We start from the raw sequence: 21,679 nt of genomic DNA on the forward strand, positions 1-21,679 counted from the left end.
CTGGCTTCCTGGCATCGGTCCGCTCGGGCTGCGGGAACAGCGGACCTGCCGTGCCGGGAGCGGGTGTTGCCTGTAGAATCAAAGGGTCCGGGTGCAGCGCTCACGCGATCCGCACCGGAGACAGTCTAGGCGCGCAGCCAGCGCCTTCGAACGGGCCCACCAGCGACATTCCTGGGACTTCGACCGGAGTCCGGAATGCCGGGGCGGATGACACCGTTGAGGCCCGAGAAGGAGAGTGATCACCATGTCCGATGTACTCATCGACCGACCCGAGCTCGAAAGCCTGGGGCAATACGAGTTCGGCTGGCACGACACCGACGCCGCCGGTGCGCTCGCGCAGCGCGGCATCAACGAGGACGTCGTGCGCGGGATCTCCGCTCTGAAGTCCGAGCCCGAGTGGATGCTGAAGACGCGCCTCAAGGGCTACCAGCTCTTCGGTCGCAAGCCCATGCCCACGTGGGGTGCCGACCTGTCGGACATCGACTTCGACAACATCAAGTACTTCGTGCGCTCCACCGAGAAGCAGGCGCAGACCTGGGAAGACCTTCCGGAAGAGATCCGCAACACGTACGAGAAGCTCGGAATCCCCGAGGCTGAGCGTCAGCGCCTGGTCGCCGGCGTCGCCGCGCAGTACGAGTCCGAGGTCGTCTACCACCAGATCCGCGAGGACCTGGAGCAGCAGGGCGTCATCTTCATGGACACCGACACGGCGCTGCGCGAGCACCCCGAGTTCTTCGAGGAGTACTTCGGCACCGTCATCCCCGCCGGTGACAACAAGTTCGCCGCGCTCAACACCGCCGTGTGGTCGGGCGGATCGTTCGTGTACGTGCCGAAGGGCGTGCACGTGGAGATCCCGCTGCAGGCGTACTTCCGCATCAACACCGAGAACATGGGCCAGTTCGAGCGGACCCTGATCATCGCCGACGAAGACAGCTACGTGCACTACATCGAAGGCTGCACGGCGCCGATCTACAAGAGCGACTCGCTGCACTCGGCCGTCGTCGAGATCATCGTGAAGAAGAACGCCCGCGTTCGCTACACGACGATCCAGAACTGGTCGAACAACGTGTACAACCTGGTCACCAAGCGGGCCGTGGCCCACGAGGGCGCGACCATGGAATGGGTCGACGGCAACATCGGCTCCAAGGTGACGATGAAGTACCCCTCCATCTACCTCATGGGCGAGCACGCCAAGGGCGAGACCCTGTCGGTCGCCTTCGCCGGTCCCGGACAGCACCAGGACGCCGGCGCCAAGATGGTGCACATGGCGCCCTACACGCAGTCGTCGATCGTGTCGAAGTCCATCGCGCGCGGCGGCGGTCGCGCGGGCTACCGCGGCGAAGTGCGAGTGGATGCCAACGCGCACCACTCCGCGAACACCGTGCGCTGCGACGCGCTGCTGGTGGACACCATCTCGCGCAGCGACACGTACCCCGCGATCGATATCCGCGTCGACGACGTGCAGCTCGGACACGAGGCGACCGTCTCGAAGGTCAGCGAAGAGCAGCTCTTCTACCTGCAGTCGCGCGGCATGCCCGAAGACGAGGCCATGGCCATGATCGTGCGCGGGTTCATCGAGCCCATCGCGCGCGAACTCCCCATGGAGTACGCCCTCGAACTCAACAAGCTCATCGAGATGGGCATGGAGGGCAGCGTCGGATGATCTCTTCGGCGACATCCGCGCCTCCCGTGTTCTCCCCTCTCGCGCCGAACGGAGTATCAGCTCAGTGACCACAGCGACCACGACCCCCGCGGATTCCGCGGCGGGTCACATCGACCCGGCCGCCCTCGTGGCATCCATCGTTCCGGTGCAGACGCGCTCGGAGCGGGCGACCTCGTTCGATCCGGCCGACTTCGGCACGCCGACAGGCCGCGAGGTGAACTGGAAGCTCAGCCCGATCGACCGGCTCGCGCCGCTGTTCGTCGACCAGGCCGGTCCCACGGGCGTCATGCAGGTCGAGGTGCACGCCCCGGCCGAGCTCGAGCAGCTGCGTCTCGGTCACGGTGACGCGCCCCGCGGCGAGCACTTCCGCCCCGAAGACCTGCCCAGCGCCATCGCCTGGTCGCAGGAGGCCGAGGCACCGCTGCTGCGCATCCCCGCCGATGTCGAGCTGACCGAGCCGGTCGTCGTCCGCCTGACCGGCACGGGCGGCCTCGCTCACGCCCACGTGGTCATCGAGGCGCAGCCGCACTCGCGCGGCACCGTCGTGCTGCGCCACGAGGGCACCGCCCAGCACGCGCAGAACGTCGAGATCATCGTGCGCGACGGCGCCGACCTCACGGTCGTGTCGGTGCAGAACTGGGACGACGACGCGATCCACGCCTCGGCGCACCAGGCGCGCGTCGACCGCGACGCGAAGTTCACGCACATCGTCGTCAGCTTCGGCGGCGGCGTCGTGCGCGTGAACCCGTCGCTGGAGCTCTCGGGCGCCGGCGCCGAGGGGCGCATGTACGGCCTGTCCTTCTCGGACGCCGGCCAGCACCTCGAGTCGCAGGTGTACCTGCACCACAAGGGCCCGCACACCGTCGGCGACGTGCTCTACAAGGGAGCCCTCCAGGGCCAGGGCGCTCGGAGCGTCTGGATCGGTGACGTGCTCATCGGACCGGATGCCACGGGCACCGACTCGTACGAGGCCAACCGCAACCTCGTGCTCACCGACGGCGCGCGCGCCGACTCGATCCCGAACCTCGAGATCGAGACCGGTGACATCCAGGGCGCCGGCCACGCGAGCGCGACCGGTCGTTTCGACGACGAGCAGCTGTTCTACCTGCAGGCGCGCGGCATCGACGAGTACGAAGCCCGCCGTCTGGTGGTGCTCGGGTTCCTGAGCGAGATCGTGCAGCGCATCGGCATCCCGGAGCTCGAGACCGAGCTCACCGCGGCCATCGAGCGCGAATTGGCCGACGGAGCAGCGGCGTGAGCGCCGCGCGCGCCTGCGCCCTCAGCGACCTCACGCAAGACGAGGCGCACCGCGTCGAGCTCGACGGCGTCGCGATCGCGGTCGTGCTCGACGGCAACGGAGAAGTGCACGCCATCGGCGACGTCTGCACCCACGGCGACATCTCGCTGTCGGACGGCTTCGTCGAGGGCGAGACGCTCGAATGCTGGGCCCACGGCTCGGCATTCTCGCTGCGCACCGGCCGCCCCCTCAACCTGCCGGCCTTCGAGCCGGTCCCCGTGTACGAGGTCGTGATCGACGGAGACGACGTGCTCATCGACACCTCCGTCACCAAGGCGACGGCCTGAGCCGCGCCCACGAACCCAGATTTACGTAAGGAACCCCATGTCTGTCCTCGAGATCCGCGACCTCCACGTGACGGTCGAGACGGAGAACGGTACGACCCCCATCCTCAACGGCGTGACGCTGACCATGCGCACCGGTGAGACCCACGCCATCATGGGGCCCAACGGCTCCGGCAAGTCGACCCTGGCGTACACGATCGCCGGTCACCCCAAGTACACGGTGACGAGCGGCTCCATCACGCTCGACGGCGAAGACGTGCTCGCGATGACCGTCGACGAGCGCGCGCGCGCCGGCCTCTTCCTCGCCATGCAGTACCCGGTCGAGATCCCCGGCGTCACGGTCACCAACTTCCTGCGCACGGCCAAGACGGCCATCGACGGCGAGGCGCCGGCGATCCGCACGTGGACCAAGGACGTCAAGCAGGCCATGGGCAACCTGCGCATGGACCCCAAGTTCGCCTCGCGCAACGTCAACGAGGGATTCTCGGGCGGCGAGAAGAAGCGCCACGAGATCCTGCAGCTCGAGCTCCTCAAGCCGAAGATCGCCGTGCTCGACGAGACCGACTCCGGCCTCGACGTCGACGCGCTGAAGATCGTCTCCGAGGGTGTGAACCGCGCCAAGGAGCAGACCGGTCTCGGCGTGCTGCTCATCACGCACTACACGCGCATCCTGCGCTACATCCGTCCCGATTTCGTGCACGTGGTCGTTCAGGGCCGCATCGTCGAAGAGGGTGGATCCGAACTCGCCGACCGACTCGAGGAAGAGGGTTACGACCGTTTCCTCGAGGCCGGTACGCCGATCGACGCGTAGGATCGTTACATGACCGCAACGCTCGCTCCCGAGAAGTACGACGAGGTCACCGAGGCCTTGAAAGACGTCATGGATCCCGAACTGGGGATCAACGTCGTCGACCTGGGACTCATCTACGACCTCGCGTGGGACGACGAGAACGACGCGCTCGTCATTCACATGACCCTGACGTCGGCCGGCTGCCCGCTGACCGATGTGCTCGAAGAACAGACGGCGCAGTCGCTCGACAACGTCGTGGACCGTTTCCGCATCAACTGGGTGTGGATGCCGCCGTGGGGTCCCGAGCGGATCACCGACGACGGCCGCGACATGATGCGCGCCCTCGGCTTCGCGATCTGAGATCGCCCGACGAAACGCCCCCTCCGCTCCGGCGGGGCGGGCGTTTCGTGTGTCGCCGTCTGACGCCGACCCCCGCGTCGTGCGAGCGTGCTCGTTAGGCTTTCGGGATGAGCGTTCCCCCCTTGAAGGCCCTGCCGCTCGAGATCCTCCGTCAGCGCAGCAGTACCAAGTGGCGCTCGTACGGGGATGACGTCATCCCCATGTTCGTCGCCGAGACCGACTTCGCCCTCGCCCCCGCGATCACCGCGGCGCTCACCCGGGCGGTCGAGATCGGCGACACCGGCTACACCCCGCCGCGTCCGGGCATCGACCTCGACTTCGCCGCGTACGCCGAGCGGCAGTGGGGGTGGCGACCCGATCCGGCGCGCATCCGGTGGACGGGTGACGTGATGATGGGCGTGGTCGAGGTGCTGCGCGCGGTCACCCGTCCGGGCGACCGCGTGATCGTCACCCCGCCGGTGTACCCGCCCTTCTACGACACCGTCGAAGAGGCCGGTGCGGTCGTCGAGCGCGTGCCCCTCGTCGACGACGGCGAGCGGTGGTCGCTCGATCTCGACGGCATCGAGCGCGCCCTCGCCGCCGGCGCCCGCTCGGTGCTGCTGTGCAACCCGCACAATCCCACCGGCACCGTGCACACCCGTGCGTCGCTCGCGGCGCTCGCGCGCCTCGTGCATCGGTACGGCGCCACCGTGGTGAGCGATGAGATCCACGCCCCGTTGACGCACGCTCCGATGACCTTCACCCCCTTCTTGGATGCCGGCCCCGAGGCCGCCCTCGTCGGGTACACCGTCACGAGCGCGAGCAAGACCTACAACCTCGCGGGTCTGAAGTGCGCGGTCATCGTGACCGGCGACGAGTCGACCGCCGAGGTGGTGCGCGGGCTGCCCTGGGAAGTCGAGTGGCGCGCCGGATTGTTCGGGGTCATCGCCAACCGGGCGGCGTTCTCGGCCGAGAGCGACGAATGGCTCGAGGGGTTGATGGCCGCCCTCGACGAGAACCGCCACCTGCTCGCCGACCTGCTGGCCGAGCACCTGCCGCTCGCGCGGTACCGGCCGCCCGAGGCCGGCTTTCTGGCGTGGGTCGACGTCTCGGCCTACGGCTGGGGCGACAACCCGGCACCGTACCTCCGCCGCGAAGCGGGGGTGGCCCTGCACCACGGCCCGCTCTTCGGCGAGCAGGGCGTGGGGCACGTGCGCATCAACGTCGGGTGCGCGCCCGAGGTCTTGCGCGAGGCGATCGAACGCATCGGCGCGCTGGCTCGCCGCGCCTGACGCGGGCAGGCCGTCGCGCGTGGCGCGGGTGCATCGGTGCGCCGCGCCTGACGTGGGCGGGTCGTCGCGTCGGTACTCCGCGCCTGACGTGGGCGGGTCGTCGCGTCAGTACTCGGCGCGACCCGTGCGCCAGTAGCCCATGAACGCCACGGCGCGGCGGTCGACGCCGCGCTCGGTGACGAGGTGGCGGCGCAACGCCTTGATCGCCGATGCCTCACCCGCGAGCCAGGCGTACAGCGGGGCCTTCTTCAGCGCCGCCCCGCCCTTGGCCGTGCGGGGAACCTCCCAGAGCATGCCCTCGTCGATGTCGATCTCCTCGACCTCGTCGCCGTGGCCCTCGGGGGTGAGGGCGAAGGCCGCGTCGCGCGTCGCCGTGACCAGGTGCGCGTGGCGGTCGCCGCCCGCGCGGGCAGCGATCCGGAACGAGAAGCCCGGATGCTGCGGGAGATACGCGCAGTCCTCGGGCGTGGGCACTTCGAGCACGACCGTGCCGGTGGCATCCGGGGGCAGCTGCTCGAGGATGACGGCGATGGCGGGGGCTGCGGTCTCGTCGCCGGCGAGCAGGTACTCCCCGGTCTGCGCGGGCGGAACGAAGTCGACGCCGAAGCTCACGTCGGTGAGGGCGATGGTGGGGGCGAAGATGAGCACCTCGTCGCCGGGGCGCGCGTTCTCGATCCACGCCGACGCCGGTCCGAGCACCTCGTGCGCGACCATGTCGATGTCGACCTCACGGTCGCCGCGTCGCACCGCCCGCGTCGTGTAGGTGCGGAAGGGCAGGCGGCGCTCGTCGGGCAGGGCGCGCCAGTCGGTCCACCAGTCCGCGCCCGTGGGCATGGCATCCAATCCCAGGTCGTCGGTGGGGAAGACCACCTTGATGCGCTGGTCGAAGCCGGGGTCGCCGTACTCATGCAGGTCGTCGCCGGTGAAGGTGAACCGGCGGAAGCTGGGGGTGAGGTCGGTGATGCGGGCGACGCGGACGCGGAAGAACCGCGCGGTGTCAGGAGTGGAGGGCATCGAGGGTCTCCGGCGAGGCGTCGGGGGCGGGAACGCGGGCGCTCACGTGGTGGCGACCGCGGGGGAGGACGAGGGGCGTGCCCGAGACGGGGTCGGGGACGACGAGGGCATCGAGGCCGAAGACGTCGGCGATGAGCTCGGAGGTCATGACCGCGCTCGGGTCTCCGGCGGCGACGATGCGGCCGTCGCGCAGGGCCACCAGGTGGTCGGCGTAGCGCGCGGCCATGTTCATGTCGTGCAGCACCATCACGGTGGTGGTGCCGCGGTCGCGGTTCAGGTCGGTCAGCAGGTCGAGCACCTCGACCTGGTGGGCCACGTCGAGGAAGGTCGTCGGCTCGTCGAGGAGCAGGATGTCGGTCTCCTGCGCCAGAGCCATGGCGATCCACACCCGCTGGCGCTGGCCGCCCGACAACTCGTCGATGGAGCGGTCGGCCAGGTCGCTGATGCCGGTGGCCGCGAGAGCCTCGGCGACGACCTCGTAGTCGAGCGCGCTCCACCGCGCCAGAGCGCGCTGGTGGGGGTGGCGCCCCCGGCCGACGAGGTCGGCGACGGCGATGCCCTCGGGGGCGATCGGGCTCTGGGGAAGCAGACCCAGGATGCGGGCGATCTCTTTGGAGGGGCGCTCGTGCAGCGCCTTCCCATCGAGGACGACGCGCCCCGTCTTGGGGGGCAGCAGGCGCGCGAGGGCGCGCAGCAGCGTGGACTTGCCGCACCCGTTCGCACCGACGATGGCGGTGATCCGCCCGGCGGGGAGTTCGAGGTCGAGCTCGTCGATGATCGTGCGGTCGCCGTACGAGAGGGTGAGCTTCTCGGCCGAGAGCGTGCGGTTAGCAGTCACGAGAGGCCTCCCCGGTCGACGGGGATCGGCGGGATGGTGCTTCGGGTCGCGATCACAGCGAGCCTCCGGAACGGTTCGTTCTGATGAGCAGGTAGATGAGGTAGGGGGCACCGAGCACGCCGGTGATGACGCCGACGGGGTAGCGGTTGTCGAAGGCGAACTGGCCGACCAGGTCGGAGACCATCACGAGCAGGGCCCCGACGAGTCCCGCGGGCAGCAGCAGCGAACCGCCCGGGCCGATGAGTCGCGCGGCGATGGGGCCGGCCATGAAGGCAACGAAGGCGATGGGACCGCTCGCGGCGGTGGCGACGGCCAGCAGCACGACGGCGCCGACGATGAGCAGCAGACGCGTGCGTTCGACGCGTACGCCCAGCCCCGCCGCGGAGTCGTCGCCGAGGCGCAGCACGGCCAGACCGCGGGTGTTCGCGGCCATGAGCGGCACGATGACGACGACGGCGATCGCGAGGGGGAGCAGGCGCCCCCACGAGGCGTTGTTCAGGCTGCCGGTCAGCCACTGCATCGCGGTCTGCAGGTCCCAGTTGGCCGCGCGGGTGAGCATCCAGGTCGTGACGCTGTCGAGCATCGCGGCGACGCCGATCCCGATGAGCACGAGCCGGGTGCCCGTGAAGGCTCCGCGGCGCGAGAGCAGGTAGATCGCTCCCGCGGTGCCCAGGGCGCCGACGAGTGCGAAGGCCGAGACCGCGGCATCCGACAACGAGAAGCCGACGATGGCGACGACGGCGAAGGCGCTCGCGCCCGACGAGATGCCGATGATGTCGGGGGAGGCCAGGGGGTTTCGCAGCATGGTCTGGAACGTCACGCCCGCCATGCCGAAGGCGAGGCCCGCGAGAAGACCGAGGCTCGCGCGGGGGAGGCGCAGCTCGCCGATGGTGAAGGAGGCGCCGGGCACGGTCTGCCCGAGGAGCACCCGCACGACCTGGTCGGGCGTGTAGAAGGTGTTGCCCACCATCAGGGTGATGACGAAGGCGGCGACCACGGCGGCGACCAGGATGCCGGTGACCGTGGTGCGTCGACGGGCGCGGCTGCGCCGGCCGCGCACGAGGGCGGCGACGTCGGGGGCGGCGGCTCCGGACGTGGCGGCGGCGGGCGTGGCGATCCGGGGCGTGAGGGGGGTACGCGCGGTGGTCCGGCGGTCGCGGGTGTCGGGGGCGCTCACAGCTCGCGTACTTTCTGCCGACGCACGATCCAGATGAAGAACGGCGCTCCGATGAGGGCGGTGAGGATGCCGACCTCGATCTCGGTCGGACGAGCGACGAGACGCCCGATGACGTCGGCGCCGACGAGCAGCACCGCCCCGCCCAGGGCCGAGAAGGGGACGAGCCAGCGATGGTCGGTGCCGATCAGCAGTCGGCAGACGTGCGGCACGACCAGGCCCACGAAGGCGATCGGGCCGGCGACGGCGGTCGCCGCCCCCACGAGCACGACGGCGCCGGCCGAGGCGACCAGACGGGTGCGCCCGACGTGCTCGCCGAGGCCCGTCGCGACGTCGTCGCCGAGCGCGAGGGAGTTCATGCCGCGCGAGCACAGGACGCAGACGAGCGCGCCGGCGGCCAGCACGGGGATCACGACCTGCACGCGGTCCCACGTGGCGCCGCCGATACCGCCGATCTGCCAGAACCTGAACGTCTCGAGCAGATCCACCCGGGGGAGCAGGATCGCACTCGAGAGCGATCCGAACGCGGCCGTGGTCGCCGCTCCCGCGAGGGCGAGCTTGAGCGGGGTCGCGCCTCCGCGTCCGAGCGAGCCCACGGTGTAGACGAACACCGCGGCGACCGCCGAGCCCACGATCGCGAAACCCAGGTAGCCGAACGAGCTCGACAGGCCGAAGAAGGCGATGCCGGTGACGACCGCGAGCGAGGCTCCGGCGGACACACCGAGGATGCCGGGGTCGGCGAGCGGGTTGCGGGTCACGGCCTGCATCGTGAGACCGGCCATGGCCAGGGCCGCGCCGACGAGCAGGCCCAGGACGGTGCGCGGGATGCGCGTCGTCACCGCGGCTTCGCCGACCCCGGTGCCGCCGGTGAAGGCCGAGACGATCTCGGTGATCGACACGTCGCGCGTGCCGAAGGCGACGGATGCCACCGACACCACGACCACGCCCACCGTGAGCACCAGCAGCCAGAGGAGCCGTCGGCTCGCCGGGCGCCGCAGGGAAGCGGCATCCGGGAGCACGTCGACGACGGTGGAGCGGGAGGTCACGATGGGCGCGGTCCGGTGTGCGGGGTGGGGATCAGCCGACGGCGGCGGTGAGCAGGTCGAGGTACCGGCTGAAGCCCCAGCTGATCGACAGCGGCGAGGGGTTCGCCGAGGCCGCGAGGGGCGTGCCGTCTTCGAGGACCGCGATGTGGCCGGCGGCGATGGCGGGGATCTTCGACAGCAGCGGGTCGGCCTGCAGCTGCGCGACGGTCGAGCCGTCGGTGTTGCCGTAGGTGATCCACAGGCCCACGTCGCTGAACGTATCGGCCTCTTCGGCGCTGATCTCGCTGTAGAACGCGTCGATCTCAGCCGAGGTCTTGCTCACCTGTGCGGGCACGGGCATGCCGAGCTGGTGCAGGTAGCCCGCGCGCGGGTCGTGCGAGGTGTAGTAGGTGATCTTGCTCATGTTGGTCGGGTCGGTGAACGCGAACAACGGCGCGACGTCGGCGAGGGCGGGATGGGCGTCGAACGCCTCCTGCGACTCGGTCTTGATCTGGTCGATGAGGGCGTCGCCCTCGCTCTCGAGCCCGAGGGCCTTCGAGTTGAGCTGGATCATCTGGTCGAGCGTGGTTCCCCAGGCGGCGTCGGGGTAGGCGACGACGGGGGCGATCTTCGACAGGGTGTCGTAGTCCTCCTGCGTCAGGCCGGAGTACGCGGCGAGGATCACGTCGGGCTGCGTGTCGGCCACGGCCTCGAAGTCGATGCCGTCGGTCTCGTCGAAGAGCACGGGGGTCTCACCTCCCAGCTCAGTCAGCTTGTCTTCGACCCAGGGGAGGATGCCGTCGCCGTCGTCGTCGCCCCAGGTGGCCTTGGCCATGCCCACGGGCACGATGCCGAGGGCGAGGGGGACCTCCTGGTTGGACCACGCGACGGTGGCCACGCGCTCGGGCTTCTTCTCGATCACGGCCTGGCCGAGGGCGCTGTCGACCGTGACGGGGAACACGCTGTCGGACTCCTGCGCCGCCCCGCCTTCCGACGTTGCGGGCGAGCCGGCGCAGCCGGCGAGAACGAGGGCGGAACCGGCGGCGAGAGCAGCCAGGGCGCGGAATCGGGACACAGAGAGCCTCCTGTGATCTAAGTAAGGACAGGCTTAGCTTATGTCCTCGATCGGGTGAGAACGCAAACCCGCGGGCCCGCTCCCGCGCCGATCGTCTCGACACCGAGGTATCGACGGCGACCACCCCGCGCGCGGATCGGGTGCGCGTCCACGACCGCCGGGACGGGGCTGTCGGGACGCTGTCGGAATGCGTGCAGGAAGCCGCCGTATACTGGGTGGCTGGCCTTCTGGGCCACCCACCCCCAACCCCGAAGAACGGACGTTCGCTGTGCTCGCCGTGCACGACCTCGAGATCCGCGTGGGTGCCCGCGTGCTCATGTCCGACGTGGCGTTCCGCGTCTCCGACGGCGATAAGATCGGCCTCGTTGGGCGCAACGGTGCGGGGAAGACGACCCTGACCAAGGTGCTCGCGGGCGACCTGCTCCCCGCGAACGGCGGCGTCGACCGCGTCGGCGAACTGGGCTACCTGCCGCAGGACCCCCGCTCGGGCGACCCCGAGATGCTGGCCCGCACGCGCATCCTCGACGCCCGCGGCCTCGGCTCGCTGGCGCTCGGCATGCACGAGGCCTCGATGGCGATGGGCGACGACGATCCCGCCGTGGCCGCGAAGGCCATGAAGAAGTACGGCACCCTCACCGAGCAGTTCGAGGCGCAGGGCGGGTACGCGGCCGAAGCCGAGGCGGCATCCATCGCCCACAACCTCTCGCTTCCCGACCGCATCCTCGAGCAGCCGCTGAAGACCCTCTCGGGAGGACAGCGTCGCCGCATCGAGCTCGCGCGCATCCTGTTCTCGGACGCCCAGACGATGATCCTCGACGAGCCCACCAACCACCTCGACGCCGACAGCGTCGTGTGGCTGCGCGAGTTCCTCAAGGGGTACAAGGGCGGGCTCATCGTGATCTCGCACGACGTGGAGCTCGTCGGCGAGACGGTGAACCGCGTGTTCTACCTCGACGCGAACCGTCAGGTCATCGACGTCTACAACATGAACTGGAAGAACTACCTGCGCCAGCGGGTGGCCGACGAGGAGCGCCGCAAGAAAGAGCGCGTCAACGTCGAGAAGAAGGCCACTGCTCTGCAGCTGCAGGCGGCGCGCTTCGGCGCGAAGGCCTCGAAGGCCGCGGCCGCGCACCAGATGGTCGCCCGCGCCGAGAAGATGCTGTCGGGACTCGACGAGGTGCGCGCCGAAGAGCGCGTGGCGAAGCTCCGCTTCCCCAAGCCCGCGCCCTGCGGAAAGACCCCGCTCATGGCATCCGGACTGTCGAAGTCGTACGGCTCGCTCGAAATCTTCACCGACGTCGACCTCGCGATCGACCGCGGCTCCCGCGTGGTGATCCTGGGCTTGAACGGTGCGGGGAAGACGACGCTGCTGCGCATCCTCGCCGGCGTCGACCAGCCCGACACCGGTCAGCTCGAGCCCGGGCACGGCCTGAAGGTCGGCTACTACGCCCAGGAGCACGAGAACCTCGACGTGAATCGTTCGGTGCTCGAGAACATGATGTCGTCGGCGCCGCACATCACCGCCACCGAGGCCCGCAAGGTGCTGGGTTCGTTCCTGTTCGTCGGCGACGACGTGCTGAAGCCCGCCGGGGTGCTCTCGGGCGGCGAGAAGACCCGTCTGTCTCTCGCGACCCTCGTGGTGTCGTCGGCGAACATGCTGCTGCTCGACGAGCCCACGAACAACCTCGACCCGGCCTCGCGCGAAGAAATTCTCGGGGCGCTCTCGCACTACGAGGGTGCCGTCGTGCTCGTCTCGCACGACGAGGGGGCCGTCGAGGCGCTGAACCCCGAGCGCGTGCTGATCCTGCCCGACGGCGTCGAGGACATCTGGGGTCGCGACTACGCGGACCTGATCACGCTGGCCTGACGGCCGGCGCTGCGCGCGCGGCGCGGCTCATCCGCGCTGTTCATCCGTGCGAGAGATCGACCCGCTGGGCGTGGATCTGCGCCGCTGCGACGCGATCCTCGTCGGGCTCCACGCCGAACCCGGACCCGCGGGGAATGGCGATGAACCCCTCGTCGTCGAGGACGAAGGGCGCGGTGATGTCCTCGCGGTAGAAGCGGTCGGATGCCGAGATGTCGCCGGGCAGAGTGAAGCCGGGAAGACCCCCCAACGCGGCGTTCGCCGCCCGCCCGATGCCCGTTTCGAGCATGCCGCCGCACCACACCGGCACCCCGTGGGCCCGGGCGACGTCGTGCACCCGCCGTGCTTCGACGTAGCCGCCGACGCGTCCCGGCTTGACGTTGATGATCGCCGAGGCGCCGAGCGCGATGGCATCCGCGGCCGTCTCCGCCGAGACGATCGACTCGTCGAGGCAGACGGGGGTCTGGAGCTGTCGGGCCAGGAGGGAGTGCTGGCGCAGATCCTCGTCGGCCAGGGGCTGCTCGATGAGCAGGAGGTCGAAGGCGTCGAGCCGCCGCAGGTGCGCCGCGGCGCCCAGCCGGTACGCGGTGTTCGCGTCGACCTGCAGGGGGATGTCGCCGAAGCGTTCGCGGACGGCCCGGACGGGCTCGACGTCCCACCCGGGCTCGATCTTCAGCTTGACGCGTCGGTACCCCTCGGCGAGATACCCGCCGACCACGTCGAGCAGCATCGGCACGGAATCCTGGATGCCGACCGACACCCCGGATGCCACCCGGGTCGCGGTCACGCCGAGCCACGACGCGAACGAGCGGTCGCTCGCGCGCAGCTGTGCGTCGAGCACCGCCATCTCGACCGCGGCCTTGGCCATCCGGTGGCCCCGGATGGGCGCGAGGAGGTCGCCGACGTTCTCGGCGGTGACCTCGATGCCGCTCGTCTGCGCTGACCGCAGGGCCGGCGCGATCTCGCTCGCGATGATCTGGCGCGCCCCGTCGAGGAACTCGGACGAGTAGACGGGACGGGGGAGAGCCACGCACTCGCCCCACCCGATCACGGTGCGCGCGCCGACCGCCGCTTCGACGCGGACGAGCATCGGCGTGCGATCGGTCTGCACGCCGAACGAGGTGCGGAAGGGACTCACCAGGGGGAGACGGAGGGTCAGGAGGTCGAGCGACAACAGGTGCACGGTCATGCCTTTCGGAGGAGATAGCCGCGGTCGCGGAGGAAGCCGTCGATGTGCCAGCCCTCGGCGAGCGCCGTGGTGAGAACGGTGCGCACGGCGAGCCGCCACCGGTGGGCGCGTCGCGGGTCGAGGGAGCGCAGACGTTCGATGTCGGCGGGGATCACGACCACTCCGTATCCCCGGGCGGGCAGGGGGACGACGACGGGAGAGCCGTCGCGTTCCGACAGCACGTCCGGCACCGGTCCCGGAGGCGAGGACACCGCTGCGGGGTGGGAGAGCTCCCACGTCACGTGCAGGCGATCGCTGGGCTCGCCCCGGTTGAGGGTGTCCTGCATGGGCCCGTAGAGATCGGGCAGGTACGCCACGCCGCGCGCACCCAGACGGGTCAGGTTGAAGTGGGCGTTGCGGCGCACCAGGGGATCGAAGGTCCACGTGATCGTCCGGATGCCCCGGTGCAGAGCCCAGGCGCGCTGCTGGAGCTTGAGCGTGAGGCCGATCCCGCGTCCCGAGGTACCCGGCCGCGTCGCCGCGACGTGCGAGTGCAGCGCGGTCGGATCGTCGGCGTGCACGAACCCCGCGCAGACGCCCGCGACGCCCTCGTCGTCCTCGGCGAGCGCGACGTGGTTGCCGGTCTGGGCGAGGGCGACGAGGAGTCCGGTGCTGGCGATGCGGTTGTCGGGTCCCCAGACGTCGCCGATGAGCTGCATCGCGGCGCGGGCCCCCTCGGCATCCGTCACCGCTCGCACGCGAACGCCGGAGCGAGTGGACGCCTCGCCCCAGGCCCGATCGGCAGCGGCGAGGCCGGGGAGCGTCGAGGGGGCACTCACAGGACGCTCTCGATGAACGCGCGGGTGCGTTCGTGACGCGGCGCGCCGATCACCTCGTCGGGGGTGCCGGCTTCGACCACGACCCCCGCATCCATGAACACCACCGTGTCGGCGACCTCGCGGGCGAATCCGATCTCGTGGGTCACCACGATCATCGTCATCCCGTCGCGTGCGAGGTCGCGCATCACGCCGAGGACGTCGCCGACCAGCTCGGGATCGAGCGCCGAGGTCGGCTCGTCGAACAGCATGAGCTGCGGGCGCATGGCGAGGGCCCGCGCGATCGCCACGCGCTGCTGCTGACCGCCCGAGAGCTGCGCCGGGTAGTGGTCGGCGTGATCGGCCAAACCCACGCGGTCGAGGAGTTCGCGCGCGTCGACCAGGGCGTCGGCACGGCGTCGGCCGGCCACCCGCATCGGTGCCTCGATGATGTTCTCCCGCGCCGTCAGGTGGGGGAACAGGTGGAAGCGCTGGAACACCATTCCGATGCTCCGGCGTTGCACCGCCACTTCGCGCGGACGCATCTCGCGCAGTCCGCCGCGGTGCTCGCGGTAGCCGATCAGTTCGCCGTCGACGAGGATGCGCCCGCCGTCGATGGATTCGAGGTGGTTGATGCAGCGGAGGAACGTCGATTTGCCCGAGCCGGACGGACCGAGCAGGCACGCGACGCTTCCCTGGTCGACGCGCAGGTCGATGCCGTCGAGCACGCGGTGCGTGCCGAAGCTCTTGCGCACCTGTCGTGCGTCGACGAGGGTCAGGGTGGGGGAGGGAGTGGTGGTCACGGGGTCGTCTCCTTTCGTCGGCGCAGGCGCGCGATCACCCGGTCGGCGAGGTCGAAGGCCCGCTGGCGCGGGGTGGGCGGCAGGATCCTGCCGATCCCTCGGCCGTAACGGCGCTCCAGGTAGTACTGGGGGATGGACAGGATCGAGGTCAGGATGAGGTACCACACCGCCACGACCACGAGCAGTTCCACCTGCCGGAGGTTCTGGGCCGAGATGTCGGTCGCGCGGGTGTACAGCTCCTGCACGGCGATGAGCTCGAGCAGGGCGCTGTTCTTGAGCATCGAGATGGTCTCGTTGCCCATCGGCGGGATGATGACGCGCATCGCCTGCGGGAGCACGATGCGCCGCATGGTGGCCGCCTCGCTCATTCCGAGCGACAGCGCCGCCTCGCGGTTGCCGCGATCGACCGACAGCAGGCCGGCGCGGACGATCTCCGAGGCGTAGGCGGCCTCGTTGAGTCCCAGGGCGAGCACGCCGGCGATGAAGGGGGTGATGACCGTGCTCGTGGGCGCGGTGAAGATCACCACGTCGGTGAACGGGATGCCGAGGGTGATGTCCTGGAAGAGGAGTCCGAGGTAGCCCCAGAACACGATCTGCACCAGCAGCGGCGTGCCGCGGAAGAACCAGGTGTACAGCCAGGAGAACGTGCGCAGCACGGGGTTGGCCGACTGGCGCATCACCGCGAGCACGACCGCCAACGACACGGCCAGCAGCATCGAGCAGGCGGTGAGGACGATGGTGGTGACGACGCCCTCGAGGATCGGCGTCGCGAAGAGGTACTTCTCGATGACCTCGTGCTCGATGTTGTCGTTGCCCCAGACCGAGACGGCGAAGGCGACGAACAGCAGGGCGACGGCCGTCGCCGCGACCCAGCGCAGCGGATGCCGCACGGGGGTCGCGACGACGTCGTCGTTCGTCGAAAGGGTGGTCGTCACTGCAGGGTGCCGTTGACGGTGGCGGCGGGGACGGCGTAGTCGCCGAGGTCGTACTTCTGCAGCAGCGTCGTGTACGTCCCGTCGTCGATGACCGCCTGCAGAGCGGCCTCGAGGGCGGAGGTGAGCGCGGAGTTCTCCTTCAGGACCCCGATGCCGGTGAACACGACACCGTAGCCGGCGGGGTTCGCCGGGTCGTGGACGACCTCGAAGTCGTCGCCGTCGCCGCTGGTCTGCGCGGCGTACGCGGCAGGAGCGGCATCGAAGACGTCGGCGACGGCCTGGCCGGACTTCACGGCGAGGATGGCGTCGTTCTCGGTCGGCAGCTCGATCGAGGTGATGGCGCCGCTGGCGCATTTCGCCGATTCGGCGGCGACGAAATCGGCCTGGGTGGTGCCCTTGGCCACGGCGACGCTCTTTCCGCAGAGGTCGCTCATCGAGGTGATCCCGGCGGGGTTGCCCTTCTCGACCATGATCGCGAGGCCCGCTTCGAAGTAGTCGACGAAGTCGAGCACCTCCCGGCGCTTGGCGGTGTCGTTCATGCCGAACATGATGATGTCGTGCTTCTGGGACTGCAGTGACGGAATGATGCTGGTGAAGTCCTGAACCTCGAAGGTGAAGGGCACGCCGAGCTGGGCGGACATCGCCTGCCCGAGGTCGTAGTCGAAGCCTCCCCACTCGCCGGTGTCCGAGCGCGTCACCATGGGGGCGTAGATGCCGCTCGCGACATTGATGCCGTCGCTGAATTCGGCGGGGACCAGGGATGCCAGCGGCGCGGCGCTCATGCTGGGCGTGGGGGCGGCCGTATTCGGGGCGGCGCACCCTGCCAGGGTCAGCAGGAGTACGGCGCTGACGGCCACGGAGCCGGCGATCGGGGAGGCGGTGCGGAAGGAAGCCACGGGGGTTCTCGCTCTCGTTCTTCGGGTGGGGCAGGACACCTCTCACGCTAAAGAGCGGGCGTGCGGGGCGGTGTGTCGGATCGGCCTAAGATCACGGCATGCCGTTAGCCGATCGACTCATTCCCGACGGCGAGGAGTCATCGACCCTCGACACCCTTCTCGCTCGCGTGGGACCAGCGATGCTGCACCCCCTCGGCGAGGGGCACGGCAGCGGGGCGGGCGGTGCGGCGGTCGTCGCGCGAATCGTGCTGCACGATCCGAGCGACCCGCTTCCCGACGTCGCCCAAGCGCTGCTCCTGGTGCCCGCCGCGCGGGTGGACGACGATCTCGAGGCGTTGCTCGCCCACGCCGCGGAGCGGGGCTGCCCGGGCGTGGCGGTCAAGGTGCGTGGGCTCGACGTGGAGGCCGCCGTCGAGAGGGCCGCTCGCCACGGGGTGGTCCTTCTCGCCGTCGATGACGCCGCCGCCTGGCAGCATGTGGTGTCGGTGCTCGAATCCGCGTTGGGATCCAGCGCCGTCGACGGCACGCGGTCGGCGCCGGACACCTTGTTCGCGCTCGCCAACGCGGCGGCCGCCGGCATCGGCGGTGCCGTCGCGATCGAGGATCTCGATCGCAGCGTGGTCGCCTACTCCGTGATCGAGGGGCACCTCCTCGACCGGCTCCGCGAGGAGGGCATCCTGGGTCGCCGGGTGCCGGATGTCGCCCACAACATCGAGCGGTACCGCGCCCTGTTCGCCGCTGCGGGCGTGGTGCACTTCCCCGAGGTCGACGACGCGTTGGCTCGCACAGCCCTGGCCGTCACGGCAGGGACGCGCGCGCTCGGGTCGATCTGGGTGATCGATCCCCCCGGTGGGGTGAGCGAGGCGGGTGAGCGCACCCTCCGCGAGGCGGCGAGCCTGGCGGCGCTGCACATGCTGCGGCGTCGCACCAACGACGAGGTGAGGCTCCATCTGCGTGCCGATGTCGTGGGCGGCGCTCTGGAGGGCCGGTGGAGCGATCGCGAGACGCAGCGCCGCCTGGCACTCTCGCCCGGGGCTCGCCCGGGGTTGGTGGGCTTCGCCGCCTCGCGCGTCGGCGCCGAGTGGCTGACGATCCTGCCGTATCTCTCGCACGCACTCTCACGCTTCGTGGCCACGTTCCGCCCCGACGCAGGCCTCGTGGACACTCCGTCGGCGGTGTACGTGCTCGTGCCCGACGGCGGGGAGAAGGCCGCCCTGCGGCTCGCTCAGCAGGGCGTCGCGGCCTTGGCCCGCAGCTTCCGCGATCAGGTGCGCGCGGGGGTCGCCGGGGCGATCGACGGTGTCGCCGACCTGGTCGCCGCTCGCCGTGAGATCGACGAGATCCTGAGAGAACTGTCGTCCGACCCGGAACTCCCGCGCGTGGGGCGCCTCGACGACGTCCGGGAGCGGGTGCTCCTGCAGCGCGTGCGCGACGAACTCGCCGCGGATGCGCGGCTGCTGTCTCCCGGCATCCTCGCTCTGCTCGACAACGACGAACAGCAGGGCACCGACTACCGGCGCACGCTGCTGGTGTGGTTCGAGGAGCACGGTGACGTGCGCGCCGCGGCCGCGCGACTGGGGGTGCATCCCAACACGCTCCGGTACCGCGTGCGCCGCGCCGCGGAGCAGTTCGCCCTCCCCCTCGAGGATCCGGCCTCGCGGCTGGCCCTCTGGCTACAGCTTCGGACGTTCGAGCTGCAGAAGTAGACCGCGCCTCTGCACCGCACGTGCCGGCGCGCGGCACGATCGAGGTCGCTGCCTCACCGCGCGTCGAGCAGGGCGTCCTCGTCGTCGGCATCGCGGTCGCGGGGGAGCTTGCGCGAGCGGTGCAGGGCGACCGGGTCGACGCGGCGGCGGCCCTCGCCGGCGCGCACGGGCGCGGCGGCGGGAACGACGTCGTCATCGTCGTCTTCGGTGTCCTCGCGGCGCAGGCGCCGTTCGCTCACGATCACGTAGGTGATGAACCCGAAGCCCATGAGGGCGAAGAGGATCCACTGGATCGCGTACGACAGGTAGGGGCCGGGATCGTTGCTCGGAGGATCGACCGTCAGCGGCGCGGTGGCCGGGGCGGGGGTCTCGGACATCAGCAGTCCGTACGCGCCGGGCTCGAGGGGGCCTGTCTGCTCGGCGACCAGGCCGAGGTTGATGGTGGGAACCTGGCCGGCTTCCGCGGTGCGGCCCGAGGTGGGGGCGGCCTCGCCCGGACGGAGGCGGACCTCGACGGTCACCTCGCCGGACGGCGGGTCGGGGATGTCGTCGGGGAGCGACTGGCTGTTGCCGGGCGGGAGCCATCCGCGGTCGACGAGCAGCGTGCGTCCGTCGTCGAGGCGGAAGGGCACGAGCTGCTCGTAGGCGGCGGAGCCGCCGTGGGCGCGGTTGCGCACGAGGAGCTCTTCGTCGGCGAGGTACCGCCCCTCGAGGCGTACGGGCCGCCACTCGTCGGAGGGGGTGAGTTCCGCGCCGGGCGCGAGCAGATCGCCCAGGGCGACCGGGGCGGCGTCGTAGTTGTTCGCCACGAGCTCCAGCTGTTCGCTGCGCTCGGCGTTGCGCGAGAACTGCCAGTTCGACAGGAAGGCGCACGCGATCGCGAACAGGATCGCCACGCCCACGTACATGGCCCAGCGCGCGGCTGCGGGGGTCTCGCGGGCGCTCACGCCGCACCGTCCCTCTGCCGCGTCTCGCGCGCGCTCACCTGCAAGCTTTCGGCCACGCCTTCCAGCGTACGTCGATCGGCGGCGTGCGCGAGTTCATCCCGCGTCCCGCGCGAGGGCGGCGACGTCGACCGGGAAGTCGCGGGCGCTGAGGAACTCGCGGAGATAGGCCACGTGCGCGTCGCAGGCGACCCAGGTCTTCCTGCGGTCGGCGGCGTGGATGCGGGGATTGCGCCAGCCGATGACCCAGACGGCGGCGTCACGGCATCCGGCCCGCGAACACTCGGCGGCGGCCTCGGTCACGACCGGTCGTCGCGCGGCGGGGCGAGGCGCGGGCTCTCGGCGATGCGGATGACGAGCGGCTCGTCGGCCGCGGGGGCCGGCGTCGGCGCGGCCGGCCGCGGTGCGTCGATGGCGCGTTCGGGGTTGATCGCCGTGCTCGGTGCGGCGTCCTGGCCGACGTTCGCCACGATGACGGCGAGGTAGGGCAGGAAGATCGCCCCCGCGGCGAACACGAAGGTGTACCAGCCGTAGGGAGTGATGACCGCCATCGCGATGAAGCAGGCGATACGGATCCCCATCATCACCATGTACTTCGTGAAACGGGAGTCGGCGTCGTCCCGGGGTGCCTTCGGGAGCGACGTCGCGGATTGGGCACGGGACGGTGTCTTCACAGTGAGACCACAGTACGCCCGTCACGAACGCACGGGGTGGGTGGACGCCACGTCTGTTCGACGTCGTGACAAGCGCGTCGCCCCCTCCCCGTGCCGTCGGCGCGAGGCGCTGCGGTCTCAGGAGTACCGCGACCCGGGTGCGCTCGCGAGCGCTCCGATGAAGATCGCGAACGCGATGATGGCCAGCACGCCGAGGGCGAGCGTGGCGTAACCGATGATCACGCCGGCCAGGGCGAGGCCGCGGCCCTTCTCCCCCCGGGACTTGATCTGAGAGAGCGAGATGTGCCCCATCACCACCCCGGCGATCTGGCCGATGACCGGCAGCACGAACACCCCGGCCAACGACGCGATGAACGAGACGATCGCGAGGGTGTTGGTGCGCGCTGCGGCGTATCCGTAGCCGTAGGCGGGCGCACCGTAGGCCGCGGTCGCCTGGTTGTACGCGGGTGCATCGGAGGGGGCGTCGTACGCCGGCGCTCCGTAGGCGGGGGCGCCGTAGGCCGGTGCGCCGGAGGTGGATGCCGCGTCGCCCGCCACGTCGTAGGGCGGGGTCGCGGGAGCACCGTACGCCGGGGCGGCGGGGGCGGACCCGTACGGCGCCTCGGGAGCGGCACCGGGGGCCGGAGCCGGGGCTGCCGGGGCCTCGGGAGCCGTACCGGATGCCGACGGGGCACCGTCGCTCGAGACGGCGTCGCCGCCGTCGAACGGGCTCGCGCCGGGCGAGGGGTCGCCCGTCGGGGGAGCGTACGGCGACACCGGCACGCCGGAGGCGTCGGCGCTGGCGTCGGACGAACCGGCGGGCTGGTTCGGGTCGGTCGTGCGGTCGTCGCTCACGGGGTCCCTTTCATCGTGCGTCGCTCCAGAGTTCCAGCGCCGCTCGGGCCGTGTCAAACCTCCGGGGCTCGCGGGAGGCGGGCGGCGGTGCGGTGGGGGCGCGCGGACGGGTGGCATCGGGTTCCCCCGCGCCCGTCGTCGTGGGTGCCGTGCTCCGTGCCGGTGCCCGTGCTCCGCGGCCGCGCTTCGAGCCCGAGCCCCGAGCCCGCGCTCCACGGCTCGGACGTCAGCCTCGGTAGGCTGAGTCGG

Annotated in this window: 22 protein-coding genes; 8 read left to right on the plus strand and 14 right to left on the minus strand. The window is 70.6% G+C overall.

Going from position 1 to position 21,679, the window contains the following annotated elements:
* The first annotated feature begins 244 nt into the window (after positions 1 to 244).
* The 6 genes from sufB (at position 245) to IFU19_RS03880 (ending at position 5,665) form a co-directional block, all read left to right on the plus strand.
* Positions 245 to 1,663, plus strand: a complete 1,419-nt coding sequence (gene sufB / locus IFU19_RS03855; protein WP_055837990.1) for a Fe-S cluster assembly protein SufB — start codon at positions 245 to 247, stop codon at positions 1,661 to 1,663.
* 64 nt (positions 1,664 to 1,727) lie between these two features.
* Complete coding sequence (gene sufD, locus IFU19_RS03860) at positions 1,728 to 2,921, plus strand: Fe-S cluster assembly protein SufD (RefSeq protein WP_055837697.1); 1,194 nt, start codon at positions 1,728 to 1,730, stop codon at positions 2,919 to 2,921.
* Complete coding sequence (locus IFU19_RS03865) at positions 2,918 to 3,247, plus strand: non-heme iron oxygenase ferredoxin subunit (protein WP_055837695.1); 330 nt, start codon at positions 2,918 to 2,920, stop codon at positions 3,245 to 3,247. The genes sufD and IFU19_RS03865 overlap by 4 nt, the downstream gene beginning before the upstream one ends.
* 37 nt (positions 3,248 to 3,284) lie before the next feature.
* Positions 3,285 to 4,055: a Fe-S cluster assembly ATPase SufC gene (sufC, locus tag IFU19_RS03870; protein ID WP_055837692.1), complete on the plus strand. Its 771-nt coding sequence runs from the start codon at positions 3,285 to 3,287 to the stop codon at positions 4,053 to 4,055.
* Positions 4,056 to 4,064: 9 nt separating this feature from the next.
* Positions 4,065 to 4,394 (plus strand): metal-sulfur cluster assembly factor, encoded by a 330-nt coding sequence (locus tag IFU19_RS03875; RefSeq protein WP_055837689.1) that lies wholly within the window; start codon positions 4,065 to 4,067, stop codon positions 4,392 to 4,394.
* Between the two features lie 107 nt (positions 4,395 to 4,501).
* A complete protein-coding gene (locus IFU19_RS03880; protein ID WP_192012979.1) occupies positions 4,502 to 5,665 on the plus strand; it encodes a MalY/PatB family protein in 1,164 nt (387 codons plus the stop codon).
* A 105-nt stretch (positions 5,666 to 5,770) separates the two neighbouring features.
* Here IFU19_RS03880 and IFU19_RS03885 read toward each other — a convergent pair whose 3' ends face one another.
* Genes IFU19_RS03885 through IFU19_RS03905 form a run of 5 tightly spaced genes read right to left on the minus strand, consistent with a single transcriptional unit; the run spans position 5,771 to position 10,791 of the window.
* On the minus strand, positions 5,771 to 6,679 hold the full coding sequence (locus tag IFU19_RS03885; protein ID WP_055940086.1) for a siderophore-interacting protein: 909 nt from the start codon (positions 6,677 to 6,679) through the stop codon (positions 5,771 to 5,773).
* Entirely contained in the window at positions 6,663 to 7,517 is an 855-nt protein-coding gene (locus IFU19_RS03890; RefSeq protein WP_192012980.1) for an ATP-binding cassette domain-containing protein, read from the minus strand. The genes IFU19_RS03885 and IFU19_RS03890 overlap by 17 nt, the downstream gene beginning before the upstream one ends.
* Before the next feature lie 52 nt (positions 7,518 to 7,569).
* Positions 7,570 to 8,634 (minus strand): iron chelate uptake ABC transporter family permease subunit, encoded by a 1,065-nt coding sequence (locus IFU19_RS03895; protein WP_191916368.1) that lies wholly within the window; start codon positions 8,632 to 8,634, stop codon positions 7,570 to 7,572.
* Positions 8,635 to 8,690: 56 nt separating this feature from the next.
* Positions 8,691 to 9,737, minus strand: a complete 1,047-nt coding sequence (locus tag IFU19_RS03900; RefSeq protein ID WP_235560613.1) for a FecCD family ABC transporter permease — start codon at positions 9,735 to 9,737, stop codon at positions 8,691 to 8,693.
* Between the two features lie 31 nt (positions 9,738 to 9,768).
* Entirely contained in the window at positions 9,769 to 10,791 is a 1,023-nt protein-coding gene (locus IFU19_RS03905; protein ID WP_055837675.1) for an iron-siderophore ABC transporter substrate-binding protein, read from the minus strand.
* 268 nt (positions 10,792 to 11,059) lie between these two features.
* Here IFU19_RS03905 and IFU19_RS03910 point away from each other — a divergent pair, with 268 nt between their 5' ends.
* Positions 11,060 to 12,658 (plus strand): ABC-F family ATP-binding cassette domain-containing protein, encoded by a 1,599-nt coding sequence (locus IFU19_RS03910; RefSeq protein WP_055837672.1) that lies wholly within the window; start codon positions 11,060 to 11,062, stop codon positions 12,656 to 12,658.
* A gap of 40 nt (positions 12,659 to 12,698) precedes the next feature.
* Here IFU19_RS03910 and menC read toward each other — a convergent pair whose 3' ends face one another.
* Genes menC through IFU19_RS03935 form a run of 5 tightly spaced genes read right to left on the minus strand, consistent with a single transcriptional unit; the run spans position 12,699 to position 17,272 of the window.
* A complete protein-coding gene (gene menC / locus IFU19_RS03915; protein WP_199858597.1) occupies positions 12,699 to 13,844 on the minus strand; it encodes an o-succinylbenzoate synthase in 1,146 nt (381 codons plus the stop codon).
* A complete protein-coding gene (locus IFU19_RS03920; RefSeq protein ID WP_192012981.1) occupies positions 13,841 to 14,662 on the minus strand; it encodes a GNAT family N-acetyltransferase in 822 nt (273 codons plus the stop codon). The genes menC and IFU19_RS03920 overlap by 4 nt, the downstream gene beginning before the upstream one ends.
* Positions 14,659 to 15,441 carry an amino acid ABC transporter ATP-binding protein gene (locus tag IFU19_RS03925; RefSeq protein ID WP_342343375.1) on the minus strand — a complete coding sequence of 261 codons (783 nt, stop codon included), beginning with the start codon at positions 15,439 to 15,441 and terminating at the stop codon, positions 14,659 to 14,661. Before IFU19_RS03925 ends, IFU19_RS03920 begins: the two co-directional genes overlap by 4 nt.
* Positions 15,438 to 16,376 carry an ABC transporter permease subunit gene (locus IFU19_RS03930; protein WP_192012982.1) on the minus strand — a complete coding sequence of 313 codons (939 nt, stop codon included), beginning with the start codon at positions 16,374 to 16,376 and terminating at the stop codon, positions 15,438 to 15,440. The genes IFU19_RS03925 and IFU19_RS03930 overlap by 4 nt, the downstream gene beginning before the upstream one ends.
* Complete coding sequence (locus IFU19_RS03935; RefSeq protein WP_192012983.1) at positions 16,373 to 17,272, minus strand: transporter substrate-binding domain-containing protein; 900 nt, start codon at positions 17,270 to 17,272, stop codon at positions 16,373 to 16,375. The genes IFU19_RS03930 and IFU19_RS03935 overlap by 4 nt, the downstream gene beginning before the upstream one ends.
* Positions 17,273 to 17,370: 98 nt before the next feature.
* Between IFU19_RS03935 and IFU19_RS03940 the strand changes: the two genes are divergently transcribed.
* Positions 17,371 to 18,978, plus strand: a complete 1,608-nt coding sequence (locus IFU19_RS03940) for a PucR family transcriptional regulator (protein ID WP_192012984.1) — start codon at positions 17,371 to 17,373, stop codon at positions 18,976 to 18,978.
* A gap of 53 nt (positions 18,979 to 19,031) precedes the next feature.
* Here the strand turns inward: IFU19_RS03940 and IFU19_RS03945 are convergent, their stop codons facing one another.
* The 4 genes from IFU19_RS03945 to IFU19_RS03960 all read right to left on the minus strand — a co-directional run bounded on the left by IFU19_RS03945 (position 19,032) and on the right by IFU19_RS03960 (position 21,430).
* A complete protein-coding gene (locus IFU19_RS03945) occupies positions 19,032 to 19,886 on the minus strand; it encodes an SURF1 family cytochrome oxidase biogenesis protein (protein ID WP_192013332.1) in 855 nt (284 codons plus the stop codon).
* A gap of 132 nt (positions 19,887 to 20,018) precedes the next feature.
* Positions 20,019 to 20,225, minus strand: a complete 207-nt coding sequence (locus IFU19_RS03950) for a hypothetical protein (RefSeq protein ID WP_192012985.1) — start codon at positions 20,223 to 20,225, stop codon at positions 20,019 to 20,021.
* On the minus strand, positions 20,222 to 20,596 hold the full coding sequence (locus IFU19_RS03955) for a DUF3099 domain-containing protein (RefSeq protein ID WP_082516580.1): 375 nt from the start codon (positions 20,594 to 20,596) through the stop codon (positions 20,222 to 20,224). Before IFU19_RS03955 ends, IFU19_RS03950 begins: the two co-directional genes overlap by 4 nt.
* A gap of 117 nt (positions 20,597 to 20,713) precedes the next feature.
* Complete coding sequence (locus IFU19_RS03960; RefSeq protein WP_342030296.1) at positions 20,714 to 21,430, minus strand: DUF4190 domain-containing protein; 717 nt, start codon at positions 21,428 to 21,430, stop codon at positions 20,714 to 20,716.
* Positions 21,431 to 21,679 lie beyond the last annotated feature (249 nt).

The organism is Microbacterium sp. CFBP 8794, assembly GCF_014841235.1.
Taxonomy (GTDB): domain Bacteria; phylum Actinomycetota; class Actinomycetes; order Actinomycetales; family Microbacteriaceae; genus Microbacterium.